The organism is Pseudomonas wadenswilerensis (assembly GCF_900497695.1).
Classification (GTDB): Bacteria; Pseudomonadota; Gammaproteobacteria; order Pseudomonadales; family Pseudomonadaceae; genus Aquipseudomonas; species Aquipseudomonas wadenswilerensis.
The window spans coordinates 223663-240691 of record NZ_UIDD01000008.1; the positions used below are offsets into that span (position 1 = coordinate 223663).

A 17029-nucleotide genomic window follows, 5' to 3' on the forward strand; every position below is an offset into this window, starting at 1 on the left:
TGAGGCTCAGCTACCGACGAAGCCGGCCGGTAACAGGCCATCTGCAACTACGCCCGAATAGCTCAAGGCCACCGTCCCGGTGAGAAAGACCGGGCCCTCGCCATCCCATTGCACAGTGACGGTCCCGCCATCGCATTCCACCTCAACGCAAGGGTCCAGCAGGCCGCGACGGATGCCGTTGACCACCGCACCACAGGAGCAGGACCCCGAACCCAATGCAATGCCGCCCCAACGCTCCCAGATGCGCAAGCGAATGTGCGCTCGGTCAATGACCTGGACGAAATGCACATTGGTCCGGTTGGGGAACAGCGGATGGGTCTCGATGCCCGGGCCGATAGCCGCCAGGTCAATGGCCGCCAGATCATCGACAAAAAAGCTGCAGTGCGGGTTGCCCATGCTGCAGGCGCTGGGGCCTCCAGCCAGTGGCAATACAGCCGTATCCATTGCGTCAGCCAGCGGAACATCCGACCAGCCGAACAGCGGCGCGCCCATGCTGATGGCAATGGCGCCCGATGCCGTTCGTTCGCACGTCAGTAGCCCACGGTTGGAGCGCAAGGTTAGCGACGTGGTGTTCGCTTCGTGCATCAACCTGTCCGCAGCACCCCGGGTTGCGCTGCCGCAAACGTCCAGCGGGGAGCCATCGGCATTCCAGAACAGCAGGCGCGCCTGGGCATCATCACAATCGAGCAGCACCGCGAGCTGATTGAAGCCGATACCGTGGCTGCGATCCCCCAGTCGCCGGGCAATGTCGCCAGTGATCGGGTTGGCTGCGTTCCGCGCGTCGACGATAACGAAGTCATCGCCATTGGCGTGCATCTTGTGAAAGCTCAGCGGCATAGATCGACCCTGGCAGCGAAACAGATTCAACGTCGATCTAGCCTAAATCCCACAACCTTTGCAAGCACGAGAAAGGCAGCCCGGTCTTCCGGGCCGCCCGCTTCTCACGCGCGTCTACGCGTTTTCCAGCTGACCAATCGCTGCCTGCAGGCGGCTGCGGCTACGTTCGCTGACATCCTTCTGGCTCTGGTGAGTCTCGGTCGGTGCCTGGCGCACGTTGGCATGGGGCACCACCTGCCACCCTCCGCCGTCCAGGCGCAGGTAGCGATAGCTGGCGGTACCGCTGGCCCAGTTGGCGCTGAGGATCCCGTGCAGATGGAAGGTCTGCTCCAGGGTGCTGAACGGACCGCTGGGGCTGCCGGTCAGGTTGAGCACGATATGGCCATCACCTTTGAGGCCGAGCTTGAGGTCGGAATAGTCCCCCCAGACATCGGCATGGAAGTTCAGCGGTGGGTAGGTGGCAGCAAAGATACTGGCTACGCCGGTGATCTTCTTCTGCACGGTATTGACCAACAGATCGAGGGTCAGGACGGGAGCACCGAGCAGGCCGGTACGCACATTGAGACGGGTGTGGAACAGTCCGATTGCGGGCATGGTGCGACTCCTTGTCTGTTCAGGCGCGGCTGGATTTGCCGGCTTTGCCGGAAGTGCTCTTGGTCGAATCGATGGCGGTGTTCAGGGCAGCGCCTGCGTCACCGGTAGCCAGGGCCTTGAGATGATCGACATCGCCGGTGGCAATGGCCGCCTCCAGGGTGGTGGCGTGTAGCAGTGCCTGGATGTCGACATCACCGAAAGCCTTGATGCGGGTGTCTTCCCGGTGCGCTGGCGCTTCGACCACGATCCATTGCCCCTGGCTGTTCAGGTAGCGGTAACCGGCCTGGCCTTTCTGCCAGTCCGAACCCACCGCGAGTTTGAGGCTGAAGATGATCGGCGAGTTGGCAGTTTTGCCGCCATGGTTGCCCTGCAACGTGATGAGGATATTGCTTGGGCTTGGCGGCAGGAACAGCTGATAGCTGTAGGTGCCCCACACGTCCAGGTGCTGATCCAGCGGCGGGTTGGTGGACTGGGTGAGATGGGCGGTGCCGCGCAGGGTGCGGTCAGACGGATGAACCAGCAGGTCGAGCACCAGGCGCTGGGCGCCGGGTGCATCGGTGCCGATGATGTAGGACACGGGGAAGAGTCCTATTACGGGTGCTTGTAGTGAGTCAGTCATGGTGCCTCCATTGCAAACAATGAGTGGAAACAAGCGCGTGGGCTGTTTCTGGCGGGCGACTTCCTTGGCGCGCAGTTGGATGTAGGCGAACGGCGTTGCGACCTCCGTGATGGCGTCACGCGCAGATTGCCTGCGGCGAAGACGCTGCGGTCCGGCACGGCCATGCCCAATGGGCAAGGTTCGCCGAGGTGCAACGGGTATGAAACCCTCCCTGGGCGCATAGCTGCCTGCCTGGCAGCCCTGATCAGTAAAGCAGGGAAAACCGGACCGGCCAGGGGGTGGTGGCAAAAGTGCATGATGTCCGACGGGTGGTTGAGCGGGCCCCTGAAAAACGCAAACTGCAGGTTGAGTATCCGCATCTGGCTGCTGATTGGGTGTTCGAGTGAACGTGGCCATCGCTGGCACGCCAGCACCCAAAGGGTTCTTGGCCAGACATTCTAGGCGTATTGGATCAATCCGATTTTGCCGTGGGACGATTCCGATTCCGTCCAGCGGTACGTTAAGTCGTAAACACCAGTGCTAGGTTCCGGGCTTCATTGCCCAAGGAACCTGCGCATGACAAGGACGCCATCCCCCGTTTTTTCCCCACCTCCTGCGATGACCGCCGCAAGCGGCACGTTGCAGCCAGGCTTCTACATCGTGCCGCGCAGCATGACCGGTGCCCAGGTGCTGGCCCTGCTAACGGCAGAACAGGGGCCTCAGTTGATCGCTCGATTACAGCGACTTAACCCGACCTTTGCCAGTGGCTTCAAGGCGGGGGAAATCTTCGTCATTGCTGACCCGGACATTGGCAATGCCTGCACGCGTGAAGAGGCCGAGCTGATGACGGCTGCGGCGCAGGTGCGCGAAAGCCTGGCTGCACTCAGTGCTGAAGAGGCCAATTTCATGATGCGCCATCAGGCCGAGATTGCCGGGCTGTCCGCGGGTGCGAGCCAGGCCATGGGGGTCGGCAAGGACATGCTGGAAAAGGGCCTGCGCCAGGTCGAAGCAACGTTGCGCAGTATCGAGCAATTGCATCAACGCGAATTCAGCCGCAGCGGCAAGTTGAACAGCGCAGACTTCTTCAACGCCCGCCGACGGCTGCACTTGCAGCTTGATGCGCAGCTCAAGAGTGCCTTCCTGAACAAGCAGCTGAACCTGGGGAGCTACGACAGCTTGCGCAAGGGCCTGGGAATTTCGACGCGTAGCCTGGTGCACCACTGGAACCGGGCCGGCGGGGCCGGGCAGATTCCCGGGTACGCTACGCATTTGGACCAGGTGGCGAAGACGGCCAAGTATCTTAAGTATGGAGGGTATGTCGGGATCGGGTTGGGTGGGACGGCGTCGTGGTTGACGGTGCGGGATGCATGTCGGGCTGGGGAGACGGATGAATGCAAAAGGATCCGGTTTACCGCGACGGGTAGCTTTACCGGGGGGCTTATCGGTGGAACGTACGATGCCAAAGCCGGATTCGTTGCCGCTACTGCTCTATGTGGTGTGTTTGCCGTAGCGAGTGGCGGATTAGGTGTACCGGTTTGTGGGATTGTTCTGGTCGGGGGTGGGTCGCTTGCCGGGGGTATCGCGGGCGGAGCATTCGGGGAGTGGGTGGGTGATTTGATCTATGAGGCGTAGGAATGATCAATATCGAAAGTTGGCCATTAGGAATCAAAATTATCTTCGGCCTCTCCCCTTTTCTGGTCGGTTTGACCGGGTTGATGATGAGTGCGTATATCGCTTGTAGCCGCGATTTCCTTGTGCTTATTTCGGCAATTCAGAGCAACCCCTGGTTTGAGTCGCAGAAGCGCTCGCAGGGAACATCCAGCTTTACGTCGCGTTGGAATTTGGTTTACTCAGCGGCGGGAGTATTGATCTGTCCGCATCTGCATATACGAAGAGGATTGCTTGATGCTGAAGAATTCCGCCGCTTCCCCCTCCCCCTCAAACGCCGAATGCTTTGGTCAGTCTGGCTGACAGTCATTGGCTTTGTCTGGTTAATGATTGGTGCTGGGCTGGTGCAGGCGAGCAAGTATTGAAACCACCGTGCAGCAGTCAATCAAGCACGCAAAGGACGTAATCCAGGCAACACCTAATGTACTGGCTGAACTGGCCCCATCGCGGGTCAAGCCCGCTCCTACAGTGGATCTGTGTGCGCCAGACCTGTGGGAGCAGGCTTGCCTGCGATCGAGCGCGTAGCGGTCGTAATCCGTACTGCCTTCCACAGATCCGCTCCTTGCACTGGGAGGTCCCGGACCAACCTACACCTACGAACCCGGCAAAAATTAACCGTTGATCACTGGTAACCTGCAGCCCTGTTCAGCACACTCAGCAAGGCCGATTATGGACGATCCAACCTACTACCCCTTCCACCTCTTCGCCGCCACCTTCGAGAGCGAAACGCACGCTCGCCAGTTCGCTTTCGAGCAATGGCAACCCGAGCCGCCCGCCGACGCAAGTTCTGCCGAGTTCGCCGCGTGGGAAGATCACAATCCAACCTGGCAGCTTGCCCGGGAACTTGAGTTCTTCATGGATTCGGACTTTGTCGAGCTGGATGAATCGCTGGAGTATGTGCAGAGCCTGGTAGCCAACGAGGCGCAGAAATCGCAGTTGTGTTCCCGGTCTCTGGCCGGGTTCAGTCACTTCATCATCATCGGCGACAACGCGATTTACGGCGACCGCCGCTCACCAGATCACTCCAATCCGCGGCAACCACAAAGCACCGCCACGCTCACCTATCTGGGGCATTTCAATTGAGCCGCTTACAGGTGGTGGCGATTGATCTGGGCAAGGTGACAAGCGCCAGGGAGCTGCATTGCCTGTTAAGGGATGCCCTCGGCTTTCCCGATTGGTATGGCTGTAACTGGGATGCCTTCTGGGATGCGATTACCGGCCTTGTGCAGATGCCTCGACAGTTGAAGCTCAGTGGCTGGGACACTTTTTCCAGGCAGTTGCCGAGGGACGCCGAGCTGATGCAAAAATGCCTGGCCACTCTGCAGGCCGAGTATCCGCAAATGGCGGCTGAAGTGCTGTTCGAGTGAACCAGGCCATCGCCGGCAAGCCAGCTTCATAGGGCGATGAATCCGATTTTACTGTGGGACGCTTCCCATTCCGTCTAGCGGTGCGTTAAGCCGTGAATGCCAGTGCTAGGTTCCGGGCCTCTTTGCCCAAGGAACCTGTGCATGACAAGGACGCCATCTGCCGTTTTTCCCCCTCCGCCTGCGATGACCGCCACCAGCGGTACTTTGCAGCCTGGCTTCTACATCGTGCCGCACAGCATGACCGGTGCCCAGGTGCTGGCCCTGCTGACGGCACAACAAGGGCCTCAACTGATCGCTCGACTACAGCGGCTCAACCCGACCTTTGCCAGTGGCTTCAAGGCGGGGGAAATCTTTGTCGTTGGTGACCCGGACATCACCAGTGCCTGCACCCGTGAGGAGGCCGAGCTGATGACGGCTGCGGCGCAGGTGCGCGAAAGCCTGGCTGCACTGAGTGCTGAGGAAGCCAACTTCATGATGCGCCATCAGGCCGAGATTGCCGGGCTGTCCGCAGGCGCGAGCCAGGCCATGGGCGTTGGCAAGGACATGCTGGAAAAGGGCTTGCGCCAGGTCGAAGCGACCTTGCGCAGTATTGAGCAATTGCATCAGCTCTCGGCACTGCCAAACAGCTTGCGACTTCAGAACCAAACCCCCAATTTTGGTAACGCAAGCTTAAGGTCACGCTGGTATCTGGTAAACACAGTCAGCGGCGCCATGCTCTACCCCAGGTTCTGCATTCGCAAAGGGCTGTTCGATGCAGGTGAACTGCAGGTATTCCCAGCCTATCTCAAACGTAAAATGATCATCTCGTCCTGGTTGTCGATCATCGGCTTTGCCTGGCTGATGACAGGTGCAGGGCTGCTGAAACTCAGCAACGGATAAATGGTTCTGCATGCACCGAATCTGTGAGAGCCGGGTTTGCCAGCGATTGAGCTCATAGCGCTCGTAATCCAGTCAGTGCCTGATGTGCTGGTTGTATTGGCCTCATCGCGGGTCAAGCCCGCTCCCACACGAGTGGGTGGGTGATTTGATCTATGGAGCACAGGAATGATCCATATCGACAGTTGGCCATTACCATTGAAAACTGTCTTCGGCCTCTCCCCTTTTCTGGTCGGTTTGACCGGGTTGATGATGAGTGCGTATATCGCTTGTAGCCGCGATTTCCTTGTGCTGATTTCGGCAATTCAGAGCAACCCCTGGTTTGAGTCGCAGAAGCGCTCGCAGGGAACATCCAGCTTTACGTCGCGTTGGAATTTGGTTTACTCAGCGGCGGTCTTTGTCTGGGTAATGATTGGCGCAGGGCTGGTGCAGGCGAGCAAGTATTGAAACCACCGTGCAGCAGTCAAGCGAACCCGCAATGGATTGCCCACTCGTGATGAACCTGAGCACCTGGCCAATAGGGGCTCAAATTGCTTTTGGCCTGGCCCCCTTCGTATTGTGTTTGTCTGGCTTAGGCATTGGCGTCCATCTCGCTTGTAGCCGACATTTCAAGGTCATGCTCAAGGCCCTTGAAAATAGCCCCTGGCTTCATCAGCAAGTCAACTTGTGGGGAATCACCAGCGTAAGGTCACGCACGCTTGTCGTGGGTAGTGTCTGCGGCGCAATGCTTAGACCGCGCCTTGGTATCCGTAAAGGCGTATTGGACCCAGCGGAAGTAGCAGATTTCCCACCTTATCTAAAACTCCGAATGTACATTTCGTCCTGGTTGACAATTGTAGGATTCGCCTGGCTGATGGTTGGTATAGGCCTGATAAAACTGGGCATGTTTTAGCCCTAACCAACACTCATCCGCAAGGCCATCGAAGGACGATCCTGACTCAAACCTTGAGCGGAATGAGCCGATGATCTCGCCCTGGAAGTAACCGTTGTGTTGGGTGAGTTCTGTGCGCATCGGCTGTTCGATTTCGCAGTAACCCGGCCTGGACGTAATTCAGGCGACACCTAATGTGATGGCTGGACTGGCCCAATCGCGGGTCAAGCCCGCTCCTACAGTGGATCAGTACGCCGGACCCGTGGGAGCTGGCTTGCCTGCGATCGAGCGCGTAGCGGTCGTAATCCAGTCAGCGTCTGATGTGCTGGTTGAACTGGCCTCATCGCCGGCAAGTCCGGCTCCCACAGGAAACGACCATGCTGGAAGATCCTCGAACCTGGATGCCCGGCGTGCAACTGGTTTTCTTATTAACGCCTTTTCTGTTGATGTTATCTGCAATGGCGATGAATGCCTGCGTCGCCTTGAGCCGTGATTTCGACCTTTTTGATTGAGGCAATTCAAGGCAACCCCTGGTTCGAACGCCAGAAGAACCTATGGGGCACTGCAAGCTTCAAGTCGCGTTGTTACTTGGTATGGTCGGCCTGCGGCGTGGTGATCTGGCCACAGCTTCATGTACGCAGGGCCCACCTCGATGCAGACAAGATGGATAGATTGCCGCCAACCCTCAGGCGCCGGATGATCGTTGAGTGAGTGGCTTTGCCGATTAAGGATAGTGGGAACTCCGGCCTACAAGCACAAGACGGAGAAGACTCATGGCGGCATCCTCGCCTGCCGCACTATCCTCGGCACCGAGGCCTTCGAGGCCTGGGGCTGGCGGATTCCGTTCCTGCTGTCGATCCTGCTGCTGATCGTCTCGGTGTACATCCGCCTGCAACTGAGCGAATCGCCGGTGTTCCAGAAGATGAAGGCCGAGGGCAAGGCCAAATTCACCAGTTCGTGCGACCTGGCCAAGAGCGTGCTGGCGAAAAAAGCCATCCCCTACAGCAACGAGAACGCTGATCCCGGCACCGTCGCGCAGATCCGCATCGGCGACAAGGTGATCCAGAGTTTTGAAGGCACCGGCATGCCGGCCGCCGACTTCAAGGCCCAGAACGACGCCTTCATCGCCACCCCGGGCACCGCCCTCAAGGATGCTGGCTACCCGGAAAAAGCCGACCCGGCCAAGACCAACTACCCGATGGTCTTGCTGCTGACCATCCTGGTGATCTACGTGACCATGGTCTACGGCTGGTTCGGCGGCTTCCTGCCGACCGTGGCCTTCGCCATGGTCGCCGCCACCGGCGATATCTACTACGGGCTGTGGTACCCGATCGTCAGCGCGGTGATGACGGCGATCCTTGGCACCTTCTTCCTGCCGGAAACCAAGGACCGCGACATCACTCATACCTAAGTCTGATACCCACCCTCTCCCCCTGTGGGAGAGGGCGTTTCAGCTGTTTCCCGGCACAGTGCCAACCCGAGCGAATTATGTACTAACTTGTTAATTAGCTTGCTAAGGGTATAAAATTCGACCACTCCCCCCCTTCGAGTTTTCTTCGATATGACACAGACACCGCGCGTATCTGGCGCCTCAACATTCATCCTGGTTGGCCTGGGGGTGATCATCGCCCTGCTCGGCCTTGCGCTCGCCGCCGGTGGCGTGAAGCTGGTCAGCCTGGGTGGTTCCTGGTACTTCCTGGTCGGCGGTTTGCTGATGGCCATTTCCGGCCTGCTGATCGCCCGCCGAAAACTGGCCGGCGCCTGGCTGTTCGCCGCCTTCCTGGTCGGTACCGCGATCTGGGCCGTGGCCGATGTCGGCCTGGTGTTCTGGCCGCTGTTCTCGCGCCTGTTCATGTTCGGCGCGATGGGCCTGGCGGTGGTGCTGGTCTATCCGCTGCTCAAGCGTGCCGCTGGCGCCACGCCCGGCCGAGGTGCCTATGGCTTGGCGGCGGTGCTTGCAATTGCCCTGGCGGTGGCAGCGGGCAATATGTTCGTCGCCCATCCAAGCGTTGCCCCTACCGGTGACGGCCCGGGCCTGACCGCGGTCGACCCGGCCAAGGCGCAAAAAGACTGGGCCCACTATGGCAACACCGAAGGTGGCAGCCGCTTCGCCGCGCTGGACCAGATCAACCGCAGTAACGTCGACAAACTGAAAGTGGCCTGGACCTACCACACCGGTGACGTAGCCATCAGCGACGGCAACGGCGCCGAAGACCAGCTGACCCCGCTGCAGGTCGGCAACAAGGTGTTCATCTGCACCCCGCACAACAACCTGATCGCCCTCGATGCCGACACTGGCAAAGAGCTGTGGAAGAACGAAATCAACGCCAGGTCGGCGGTCTGGCAGCGTTGCCGCGGCATGGCCTACTTCGATGCCAGCGCACCGATCGCCCAGCCGACCCAGCCGAACAGTTCGCCGATCATCGCCGCCAGCGTGCCGGCCGGTGCCAACTGCCAGCGCCGTCTGCTGACCAACACCATCGATGCGCGCCTGATCGCGGTCGACGCCGACACCGGCGAGTTCTGCCAGGGCTTTGGCAACAATGGTCAGGTGGATCTGAAAGCCGGCCTGGGCAACGTTCCGGACTCCTTCTACCAGCTCTCCTCGGCGCCGCTGATGGCGGGCACAACCGTAGTGGTCGGTGGCCGCGTCGCCGACAACGTCCAGACCGACATGCCGGGTGGCGTGATCCGTGGCTTCGACGTGATCAGCGGGCAAATGCGCTGGGCCTTCGACCCGGGCAACCCTGAAGACCGCAATGCGCCGACCGGCGACAGCACCTACGTGCGCAGCACCCCCAACAGCTGGGCGCCGATGTCCTACGATCCGGCGATGAACACCCTGTTCCTGCCAATGGGCAGCTCGTCCACCGACATCTACGGCGTCGAGCGTACCGAGCTGAACCACAAGTACGGCGCCTCGGTACTGGCCCTGGACGCCAGCAGCGGTGCAGAGAAGTGGGTCTACCAGACCGTGCACAACGACCTCTGGGACTTCGACCTGCCGATGCAGCCGAGCCTGATCGATTTCACCAAGGCCGACGGCCAGTCGGTGCCTGCGCTGGTCATCGGTACCAAGGCCGGGCAGATCTACGTGCTCGACCGCGCCAGCGGCAAGCCGCTGACCGAAGTGGTCGAGACCCCGGTCAAACCGGGCAACATCCCCAACGAACCGTACTCGCCAACCCAGCCAAAATCGGTGGGTATGCCACAGATCGGTGCCCAGCAGCTGACCGAGTCGGACATGTGGGGCGCGACCCCGTACGACCAGTTGCTGTGCCGCATCGACTTCAAGAAGATGCGCTACGACGGCCTGTACACCGCGCCCGGCACCGACCTGTCGCTGAGCTTCCCGGGCTCCCTGGGCGGCATGAACTGGGGCAGCATCTCCACCGACCCGGTGCATGGCTTTATCTTCGTCAACGACATGCGCCTGGGCCTGTGGATTCAGATGATCCCGTCGCGGAACAAGGGCCAGGCCGCCTCCGGTGGTGAAGCGCTGAACACCGGCATGGGCGCGGTGCCGCTCAAGGGCACGCCGTATGCGGTGAACAAGAACCGCTTCCTGTCGGTGGCCGGCATTCCGTGCCAGGCACCGCCGTTCGGCACCCTCACCGCCATCGACATGAAGACCCAGAAGGTTGCCTGGCAGGTGCCGGTCGGCACCGTTGAAGACACCGGCCCGCTGGGCATCCGCATGCACCTGCCGATCAAGGTTGGCCTGCCGACCCTCGGCGGCACCCTGTCGACCCAGGGCGGTCTGGTGTTCATTGCCGGCACCCAGGACTTCTACCTGCGCGCCTTCAACAGCGCCAACGGTGAAGAAGTGTGGAAAGCCCGCCTGCCGGTCGGCAGCCAGGGCGGCCCGATGACCTATGTGTCGCCGAAAACCGGCAAGCAGTATGTGGTGATCACCGCTGGTGGTGCGCGTCAGTCGACTGATCGTGGCGACTATGTGATGGCGTACGCGCTGCCTTAAATCGCATCACCCCAATCGCGGGTCAAGCCCGCTCCCACAGCTTCTGTGGGAGCGGGCTTGACCCGCGATGAGGCTTTTACCGACCTCCCAGGAATACCCCGCAATGCCCTCCGCTTCTCGCATCACCCCTGCCCTGCTCCTGGCCCTGGCCAGCTCCACAACCCTGGCCGACGACCTGATGACCCGCAACACCCTGACCGGCGACTGGGGCGGCCTGCGCCACCAGCTCGACGAACAGGGCATCAAGTTCACTGGCGACTACAGCGGCGAAACCGCCTACAACGCCGATGGCGGCCTGCACCGCTCGGCGCGTTACTCGCAGAACCTCAAGCTGGGCGTGCAGTTTGATCTGGGCAAGCTGTACGGCCTGGACAACGGCGGCAAGGTCCAGCTGACGGTCAACGACCGCCGCGGCAACAGCGCTTCCGAAGACCTGGTGGGCAACCGCCTGCCGATCCAGGAAAACTACGGTGGCCTCTATACCCGCCTGACTGAACTGAGCTATGAGCGCACCCTGTTCACCCCGGCACTCAACCTCAAGCTCGGTTACATGGCCATGGGCAACGACCTCGGCGGCCTGGACAGCGGCATCCTCTGCAACTTCATGAACGCCGGTTTCTGCGGCCATCCACTGAACATGTCCGGCGGCAGTGGCTGGACCAACTACCCCAATGCGCACCTGGGCGTGCGGGTCAAATACGACCTGTCGCCGGCCTGGCAACTGCGCGTGGCGGCGTTCAACGTCGACCCCGAAAGCAACGGCAACTCCAGCCGCGCCTGGCACCTGGGGCCCAAGCACACCACCGGCACCGTGGTACCGGTCGAGCTGGTGTACAAGCTGTCGGGCGCACTGCCGGGTGAGTACAAGCTGGGTTACTACTACGACAGCTCTGATGTCAAACGCATCGGCAGCGACAAACAGGTGTCCGGCCGTGACGGCCATTACCTGCTGGTGGATCAGGCCGTATGGACCTCGTCGAGTTCCGAGGGGCGCAGCCTGCATGCCTTTGGCCAGTACTCGGCCACCAGCGCCGCCGCCTCGCCGTTCAGCAAGTGGTATGGCGCAGGTGTCGTGCTGTACAAGCCGTTCGAAGGTCGCCCGCGCGACACCGTGGCCCTGGGCTATGGCCGCGCCGTGCCGAACCCGCGCAGCCGTGATGTGCAGCAAGATGCCGCCGCAGCCGCAGGCGTCGCCTACCCCAACCTGGACAGCGCCGAGCAGTTGATCGAACTCAGCTACGGCTACCAGGCCACCCCTTGGCTGACCTTGCGCCCGGATGTGCAATACATCATCGAGCCGGGGGCGTTTTCCGGTGACAACATCGACAATGCACTGGTGCTTGGCCTGCAGGTCAAAGCCACGTTCTAAGCCTTCCTGACAACGGTGAGCGCAGGTTGACCTGTACGCGCCTGCGCGATTCAGGCGATGATCGCGCTCCCCGTTTTCGAAGGAATGAAGATGCCTACGCTGATCTCCATCTACGCCCTCTGCGTGGTCGCGCTGTTTGTGAAGATGCTGGCGATCTCCTGTTATCAGGGTTTCTATCGCATCAGCCGCCTGACCTTCAAAAACAGCGAGGACGCCGGGTTTGTCGGCCGCCAGGCGAGCCCCGAGGAGTTGCCGCAGGTCAGCCGCGCGGCCCAGGCCTGGGCCAACGACCTGGAAAACATTCCGCTGTTTTTTGTGCTGGGCGCGCTGTGCCTGGTGTTCAACCCGCCGTTGCTGTTCACGGCCGGGTTGATGGTGCTATTTACCGTCGCACGCCTGGTACACACCGTGACCTACCTGGCGCGCTGGCAACCGTGGCGCACCATTGCCTATGCCGTGGGCATCATGTGCCTGCTGGGGCTGGCGGCCATGGTCAGCATGGGCGCCTTGCGGCATTGGTGAGCGAGCGCGTTATACCGCCCTGGCGCTCAACAACCGCACCCCGAGGCCGATGAACAGCGCACCGGTGGCACGCTTGAGCGCCGCCACCACGCGCGAAGCCTTCACGTGCTTACTGAAGTGCAAGGCGCTAAAGCAGTAGAACGAGTGCACGCCGCAGACGATGGCGGCACTGGTCAGGTACATGACCGCGAACTGCTCGGCGATCGGCCGGCCATGGTCGAGAAACTGCGGCAGGAAGGCGCAGAAGAAAATCAGGGTTTTCGGATTGCTGGCCGAGACCAGGAAGGCTTCAGTGCCGATCCGCCATTTCGATTGCGCTGCCGGCACGGCACCTTCGGTGGCAGCGGCTGGAACCGATTGGCGTGCGAACAGCTGGCGTGCACCGAGGTAGATCAGGTACCCCGCGCCAACCACCTTCAAGACCAGGAACGCTGTCGGCAACGCCAGCAACATCGCCCCCACGCCCCAGGCCACGGCACTGATGACCAGCAGTTGCGCCAGCAGGTTGCCGAACAAGGTCACGCCCATGCCCGCCGGGCCATGGCGCAAGGCGTTGCGCACGGTCAGCAGTACGTTGGGGCCGGGGGTCAGGGAAGTCAGCAGGTATGCCAGGGAAAAGGTGAGCCAGAGGTGCAGTGCCATGGAGGCAGTCCTTGCCAGGGGGAATAAGTGGCAACAATGACAGTAATTGCACGGGTGTTGCAATTGCTCTGGGAGCGACCATTACAAAGAGGAAAGGTACAACGAGAAAATGGCAGGGGCGGCTGGATTCGAACCAACGCATGGCAGGATCAAAACCTGCTGCCTTACCGCTTGGCGACGCCCCTGTAGCTGTAGCGATGAGTGCGTGGCACTCGCTTGCGATGATGCAACGTGGTGCAACCTGGGAAGTTGCGGGCCTTCGCTGCCAGCCCCGTGAGGACCGTTGCAAGAATGGCTGGCAATTTATCAAACTTCGTTGTGCCTGGGAAGCCCCTGACTGCACAAATTGTTGTTAAAACAGCCACTTACTCTGAATCGAGGCGCCAGATCGGCGCCTCGACCGCTCACCGGGTACACCTAACCTGGTGCACCCGGTATTTTACCGCTGCGTGGAACTCAGTTCCACGGACGGTCGCCGTTCTCGTCCTTGACCCGGGTCGGCAGGCCCATCACGTCCAGCGCCTTGAGGAACGGCTCGGCTGGCAGTTCCTCGACGTTGACCATGCGCTGCACGTCCCACTCGCCACGGGCAACCAGCAGCGCCGCGGCCACAGGCGGCACGCCTGCGGTGTAGGAAATGCCCTGGCTGTCGGTTTCGGCGTAAGCCTCTTCGTGATCCGCTACGTTGTAGATGAACACTTCGCGCGGCTGGCCGTCCTTGGTGCCTTTGACCAGGTCGCCGATGCAGGTCTTGCCGGTGTAACCCGGTGCCAGCGAGGCGGGGTCAGGCAGCACGGCCTTGACCACTTTCAACGGCACCACTTCCAGGCCTTCGGCGGTCTTGACCGGTTGCTCGGAGAGCAGGCCAAGGTTCTTCAGCACGGTGAACACGTTGATGTAGTGCTCGCCGAAGCTCATCCAGAAGCGCACGTTCGGCACGTCGAGGTTCTTCGACAGCGAGTGCACTTCGTCGTGGCCGGTCAGGTACAGGTTCTGCGAGCCGACTACCGGCAGGTCGTCGGTACGCTTGACTTCGAACATGGTGTTGCTGGTCCACTGGCTGTTCTGCCAGCTCCACACCTGCCCGGTGAACTCGCGGAAGTTGATTTCCGGGTCGAAGTTGGTGGCGAAATATTTGCCATGGGATCCGGCATTGACGTCGAGGATATCGATGGAGTCAATGCTGTCGAAATACTTTTGCTTGGCCAGGGCCGCATAGGCGTTGACCACGCCCGGATCGAAGCCCACGCCAAGAATGGCGGTAACGTTCTTTTGTTGGCATTCCTCGAGGTGTTTCCACTCGTAGTTGCCATACCAAGGCGGCGTCTCGCAGATCTTGCCCGGTTCTTCGTGAATGGCGGTGTCCAGGTAGGCCACGCCAGTATCGATGCAGGCACGCAGCACCGACATGTTGAGGAAAGCGGAACCGACGTTGATGACGATTTGCGATTCGGTTTCGCGGATCAGCGCTTTGGTCGCTTCGACGTCCAGCGCATTCAACGAGAAGGCTTTGATCTCTGCAGGTTGCTTGAGGCTACCCTTGGCCTTGACGCTGTCGATGATGGCCTGGCATTTGGAGATGTTGCGCGACGCGATAGCAATACGACCGAGTTCGTCGTTGTGCTGCGCGCACTTGTGGGCCACCACCTTGGCGACACCTCCTGCACCAATGATAAGAACGTTCTTCTTCAATTTCTCTTTCTCTCCTTTACTGCCAGCTTACGACAGGCTGGACAAGTAGTCTTCGAACCCGAATTCACGAACCAGCTCGACACTACCGTCGAGTTGTTTCACTACGATGGACGGCATTTTCAGGCCGTTGAACCAGTTTTTCTTGACCATGGTGTAACCCGCTGCGTCAACAAACGACAGCCGATCGCCGATGGCCAGCGGACGATCGAATTGGTATTCGCCGAAAATGTCGCCGGCAAGGCAGGATTTGCCGCATACCATGTAGGTGTGTTCGCCCTCGCTTGGCGCCAGCTTGGCGTTCAGGCGGTAGATCAGCAGGTCGAGCATGTGCGCTTCGATCGAGCTGTCGACCACGGCCAGGTGCTTGCCGTTATAGAGGGTGTCGAGCACGGTAACTTCCAGCGAGGCGCTCTGGGTGATCGCCGCTTCGCCCGGTTCCAGGTAAACCTGCACGCCGTACTTCTCGGAGAAGGCTTTCAGGCGCGCGCAGAAGGCATCGAGTGCGTAGCCTTCACCGGTAAAGTGGATGCCGCCGCCCAGGCTGACCCACTCGACCTTGTGCAGCAGATGGCCGAAGCGCTCTTCGATGGTGCCGAGCATCTGGTCGAACAGGCCGAAGTCGTCGTTCTCGCAGTTGTTGTGGAACATGAAGCCGGAGATCTTCTCGATGACGGCTTCGACCTTCACCGGGTCCCACTCGCCCAGCCGGCTGAACGGGCGCGCCGGGTCGGCCAGCAGGTAGTCGGAGCTGCTCACCTGCGGGTTGACGCGCAGGCCGCGGACCTTGCCTTCGGAGGCATCGGCAAAGCGCTGCAGCTGGCCGATGGAGTTGAAGATGATCTTGTCGCAGTTGTCGAGCATCTCTTCGATTTCGTCGTCGGCCCAGGCCACGCTGTAGGCGTGGGTCTCGCCCTCGAACTTCTGGCGGCCAAGCTTGAGCTCGTACAGCGACGACGAGGTGGTGCCGTCCATGTACTGCTGCATCAGGTCGAACACCGACCAGGTGGCGAAGCACTTGAGTGCCAGCAGGGCCTTGGCCCCGGACTGCTCGCGCACGTAGGCGATCTTCTCCATGTTGCGCAGCAGCTTGGTTTTGTCGATGAGGTAGTACGGCGTTTTGATCATTTCGAGGCCCCCGGCCAGGCCGGCCAAAAAAAGGACACGCATTGTGCCTTCCCTTGCTCCAAGTCGAAAGAGCAAAAGCGCTTTTCCCTTGATCAGCGGTCAATTTCAGAGCAACCGAAGGTGGCCGACCCACTGTTCGACGAGCAAAACCGCGGCAATCAGGATCATCGCCAGCCCGGACACCCGGCTGACCACTTTCGCCGCTGCGGGCCGCGACTGCAGCACTGCCTGGGAGCCGAAGCCCACCAGCAGATAGACCACCGCGCAACTGAAGGCATGGACCAGGCCCAGGGTGACGATCTGCACCGGCACCGACCAGGCGGCCATGGCGTCGGTGAATTGCGGCAGCAAGGCCACGAACAGCAGGAAGACCTTGGGGTTGAGGCCGCTGACGCAGGCACCTTTGAATGCCCAGCGCGCCCAGTAGGCCGACGCCTGCGCCTGTCCGGCGTGTGGAACCGAAGGATGGATGAGCATGTTGACGCCCAGCCACAGCAGATAAGCCGAGCCCGCCACGGTCAGCAGCGTGAGGGCCATGGGGGTGCTCGCCACCAGCCCGCCTACCCCGGCAGCCACCACCAGGGTTGCCGCCAGGTGCCCGAGCAATAGCCCGGTCACGGCGGGCACGACCACTCGGCCGCGCAGGCCGGCGGAAATGGCATAGGCCCAGTCCACCCCCGGGGTGATCACGAACAACAACGACACCGCCCAGAAGGCGGCCAGCATGTTCAAGGTCATGGCCGCACCGCCGCATGCTGTGCCTGGAAGTTTCTTGCCTGCATCGCTCTACCTCGTCGCAAATCTGGAGTTCGCAGGGAGATTAGAGAAAAGCTGATAGGATTATCTTTCGAATATTCCAGAACTACTGGCCAATATAGAAAGGTTCTTC

Annotated in this window: 17 protein-coding genes, 1 tRNA gene and 1 pseudogene; 11 read left to right on the forward strand and 8 right to left on the reverse strand. The window is 60.7% G+C overall.

The features are described 5' to 3' along the window. Positions 1 to 6 precede the first annotated feature (6 nt). The 3 genes from dapF to CCOS864_RS16470 all read right to left on the reverse strand — a co-directional run bounded on the left by dapF (position 7) and on the right by CCOS864_RS16470 (position 2008). Positions 7 to 837: a diaminopimelate epimerase gene (gene dapF, locus CCOS864_RS16460; RefSeq protein WP_115087370.1), complete on the reverse strand. Its 831-nt coding sequence runs from the start codon at positions 835 to 837 to the stop codon at positions 7 to 9. Between the two features lie 114 nt (positions 838 to 951). Continuing rightward, positions 952 to 1431 (reverse strand): DUF1842 domain-containing protein, encoded by a 480-nt coding sequence (locus tag CCOS864_RS16465; RefSeq protein WP_115087372.1) that lies wholly within the window; start codon positions 1429 to 1431, stop codon positions 952 to 954. 19 nt (positions 1432 to 1450) lie between these two features. Continuing rightward, positions 1451 to 2008: a DUF1842 domain-containing protein gene (locus CCOS864_RS16470; protein ID WP_233674722.1), complete on the reverse strand. Its 558-nt coding sequence runs from the start codon at positions 2006 to 2008 to the stop codon at positions 1451 to 1453. A 597-nt stretch (positions 2009 to 2605) separates the two neighbouring features. Here CCOS864_RS16470 and CCOS864_RS16475 point away from each other — a divergent pair. The 11 genes and pseudogenes from CCOS864_RS16475 to CCOS864_RS16520 all read left to right on the forward strand — a co-directional run bounded on the left by CCOS864_RS16475 (position 2606) and on the right by CCOS864_RS16520 (position 12681). Beyond that, complete coding sequence (locus CCOS864_RS16475) at positions 2606 to 3661, forward strand: hypothetical protein (RefSeq protein ID WP_115087376.1); 1056 nt, start codon at positions 2606 to 2608, stop codon at positions 3659 to 3661. A gap of 2 nt (positions 3662 to 3663) precedes the next feature. Beyond that, entirely contained in the window at positions 3664 to 4062 is a 399-nt protein-coding gene (locus CCOS864_RS16480) for a hypothetical protein (protein WP_115087379.1), read from the forward strand. A gap of 304 nt (positions 4063 to 4366) precedes the next feature. Continuing rightward, the gene (locus CCOS864_RS16485; protein ID WP_115087380.1) at positions 4367 to 4780 is read left to right on the forward strand and encodes a hypothetical protein; all 414 of its coding nucleotides are present in this window, start codon (positions 4367 to 4369) and stop codon (positions 4778 to 4780) included. Next, positions 4777 to 5064 carry a barstar family protein gene (locus CCOS864_RS16490; RefSeq protein ID WP_115087382.1) on the forward strand — a complete coding sequence of 96 codons (288 nt, stop codon included), beginning with the start codon at positions 4777 to 4779 and terminating at the stop codon, positions 5062 to 5064. The genes CCOS864_RS16485 and CCOS864_RS16490 overlap by 4 nt, the downstream gene beginning before the upstream one ends. Before the next feature lie 141 nt (positions 5065 to 5205). Beyond that, complete coding sequence (locus tag CCOS864_RS28480) at positions 5206 to 5943, forward strand: hypothetical protein (RefSeq protein WP_244211931.1); 738 nt, start codon at positions 5206 to 5208, stop codon at positions 5941 to 5943. A gap of 165 nt (positions 5944 to 6108) precedes the next feature. Next, positions 6109 to 6387: a hypothetical protein gene (locus tag CCOS864_RS16500; protein WP_115087384.1), complete on the forward strand. Its 279-nt coding sequence runs from the start codon at positions 6109 to 6111 to the stop codon at positions 6385 to 6387. 801 nt (positions 6388 to 7188) lie between these two features. Further along, a complete protein-coding gene (locus tag CCOS864_RS28605) occupies positions 7189 to 7323 on the forward strand; it encodes a hypothetical protein (protein WP_258579099.1) in 135 nt (44 codons plus the stop codon). A 269-nt stretch (positions 7324 to 7592) separates the two neighbouring features. Continuing rightward, a pseudogene (locus tag CCOS864_RS16505) lies at positions 7593 to 8222 on the forward strand (MFS transporter); the annotation flags it as partial. Between the two features lie 150 nt (positions 8223 to 8372). Then, on the forward strand, positions 8373 to 10790 hold the full coding sequence (locus CCOS864_RS16510; protein ID WP_115087386.1) for a glucose/quinate/shikimate family membrane-bound PQQ-dependent dehydrogenase: 2418 nt from the start codon (positions 8373 to 8375) through the stop codon (positions 10788 to 10790). A gap of 103 nt (positions 10791 to 10893) precedes the next feature. Continuing rightward, positions 10894 to 12159 carry a carbohydrate porin gene (locus CCOS864_RS16515; protein WP_115087388.1) on the forward strand — a complete coding sequence of 422 codons (1266 nt, stop codon included), beginning with the start codon at positions 10894 to 10896 and terminating at the stop codon, positions 12157 to 12159. 90 nt (positions 12160 to 12249) lie between these two features. Next, on the forward strand, positions 12250 to 12681 hold the full coding sequence (locus CCOS864_RS16520) for an MAPEG family protein (protein WP_115087390.1): 432 nt from the start codon (positions 12250 to 12252) through the stop codon (positions 12679 to 12681). A gap of 9 nt (positions 12682 to 12690) precedes the next feature. On the opposite strand, the gene CCOS864_RS16525 is transcribed toward CCOS864_RS16520, so the two are convergent. The 5 genes from CCOS864_RS16525 to CCOS864_RS16545 all read right to left on the reverse strand — a co-directional run bounded on the left by CCOS864_RS16525 (position 12691) and on the right by CCOS864_RS16545 (position 16878). Further along, complete coding sequence (locus CCOS864_RS16525; protein WP_115087392.1) at positions 12691 to 13323, reverse strand: LysE family translocator; 633 nt, start codon at positions 13321 to 13323, stop codon at positions 12691 to 12693. A gap of 110 nt (positions 13324 to 13433) precedes the next feature. After that, a tRNA-Gln gene (locus CCOS864_RS16530) sits at positions 13434 to 13508 on the reverse strand. A 271-nt stretch (positions 13509 to 13779) separates the two neighbouring features. After that, the gene (locus CCOS864_RS16535; RefSeq protein ID WP_115087394.1) at positions 13780 to 15015 is read right to left on the reverse strand and encodes a saccharopine dehydrogenase family protein; all 1236 of its coding nucleotides are present in this window, start codon (positions 15013 to 15015) and stop codon (positions 13780 to 13782) included. A 27-nt stretch (positions 15016 to 15042) separates the two neighbouring features. After that, positions 15043 to 16140 carry a carboxynorspermidine decarboxylase gene (gene nspC, locus CCOS864_RS16540; protein ID WP_115087666.1) on the reverse strand — a complete coding sequence of 366 codons (1098 nt, stop codon included), beginning with the start codon at positions 16138 to 16140 and terminating at the stop codon, positions 15043 to 15045. 105 nt (positions 16141 to 16245) lie between these two features. Continuing rightward, positions 16246 to 16878, reverse strand: coding sequence for a LysE family translocator (locus tag CCOS864_RS16545; RefSeq protein ID WP_115087396.1), 633 nt, complete (start codon positions 16876 to 16878; stop codon positions 16246 to 16248). Positions 16879 to 17029: the final 151 nt, after the last annotated feature.

What these genes read in the sequence shown, in the direction of transcription:
- dapF (WP_115087370.1), bottom strand. Translation starts at nt 837, where the DNA reads ATGCCGCTGAGCTTTCACAAGATGCACGCCAATGGCGATGACTTCGTT.
- CCOS864_RS16465 (WP_115087372.1), bottom strand. Translation starts at nt 1,431, where the DNA reads ATGCCCGCAATCGGACTGTTCCACACCCGTCTCAATGTGCGTACCGGC.
- CCOS864_RS16475 (WP_115087376.1), top strand. Translation starts at nt 2,606, where the DNA reads ATGACAAGGACGCCATCCCCCGTTTTTTCCCCACCTCCTGCGATGACC.
- CCOS864_RS16480 (WP_115087379.1), top strand. Translation starts at nt 3,664, where the DNA reads ATGATCAATATCGAAAGTTGGCCATTAGGAATCAAAATTATCTTCGGC.
- CCOS864_RS16485 (WP_115087380.1), top strand. Translation starts at nt 4,367, where the DNA reads ATGGACGATCCAACCTACTACCCCTTCCACCTCTTCGCCGCCACCTTC.
- CCOS864_RS28480 (WP_244211931.1), top strand. Translation starts at nt 5,206, where the DNA reads ATGACAAGGACGCCATCTGCCGTTTTTCCCCCTCCGCCTGCGATGACC.
- CCOS864_RS16500 (WP_115087384.1), top strand. Translation starts at nt 6,109, where the DNA reads ATGATCCATATCGACAGTTGGCCATTACCATTGAAAACTGTCTTCGGC.
- CCOS864_RS28605 (WP_258579099.1), top strand. Translation starts at nt 7,189, where the DNA reads ATGCTGGAAGATCCTCGAACCTGGATGCCCGGCGTGCAACTGGTTTTC.
- CCOS864_RS16510 (WP_115087386.1), top strand. Translation starts at nt 8,373, where the DNA reads ATGACACAGACACCGCGCGTATCTGGCGCCTCAACATTCATCCTGGTT.
- CCOS864_RS16515 (WP_115087388.1), top strand. Translation starts at nt 10,894, where the DNA reads ATGCCCTCCGCTTCTCGCATCACCCCTGCCCTGCTCCTGGCCCTGGCC.
- CCOS864_RS16520 (WP_115087390.1), top strand. Translation starts at nt 12,250, where the DNA reads ATGCCTACGCTGATCTCCATCTACGCCCTCTGCGTGGTCGCGCTGTTT.
- CCOS864_RS16525 (WP_115087392.1), bottom strand. Translation starts at nt 13,323, where the DNA reads ATGGCACTGCACCTCTGGCTCACCTTTTCCCTGGCATACCTGCTGACT.
- nspC (WP_115087666.1), bottom strand. Translation starts at nt 16,140, where the DNA reads ATGATCAAAACGCCGTACTACCTCATCGACAAAACCAAGCTGCTGCGC.
- CCOS864_RS16545 (WP_115087396.1), bottom strand. Translation starts at nt 16,878, where the DNA reads ATGACCTTGAACATGCTGGCCGCCTTCTGGGCGGTGTCGTTGTTGTTC.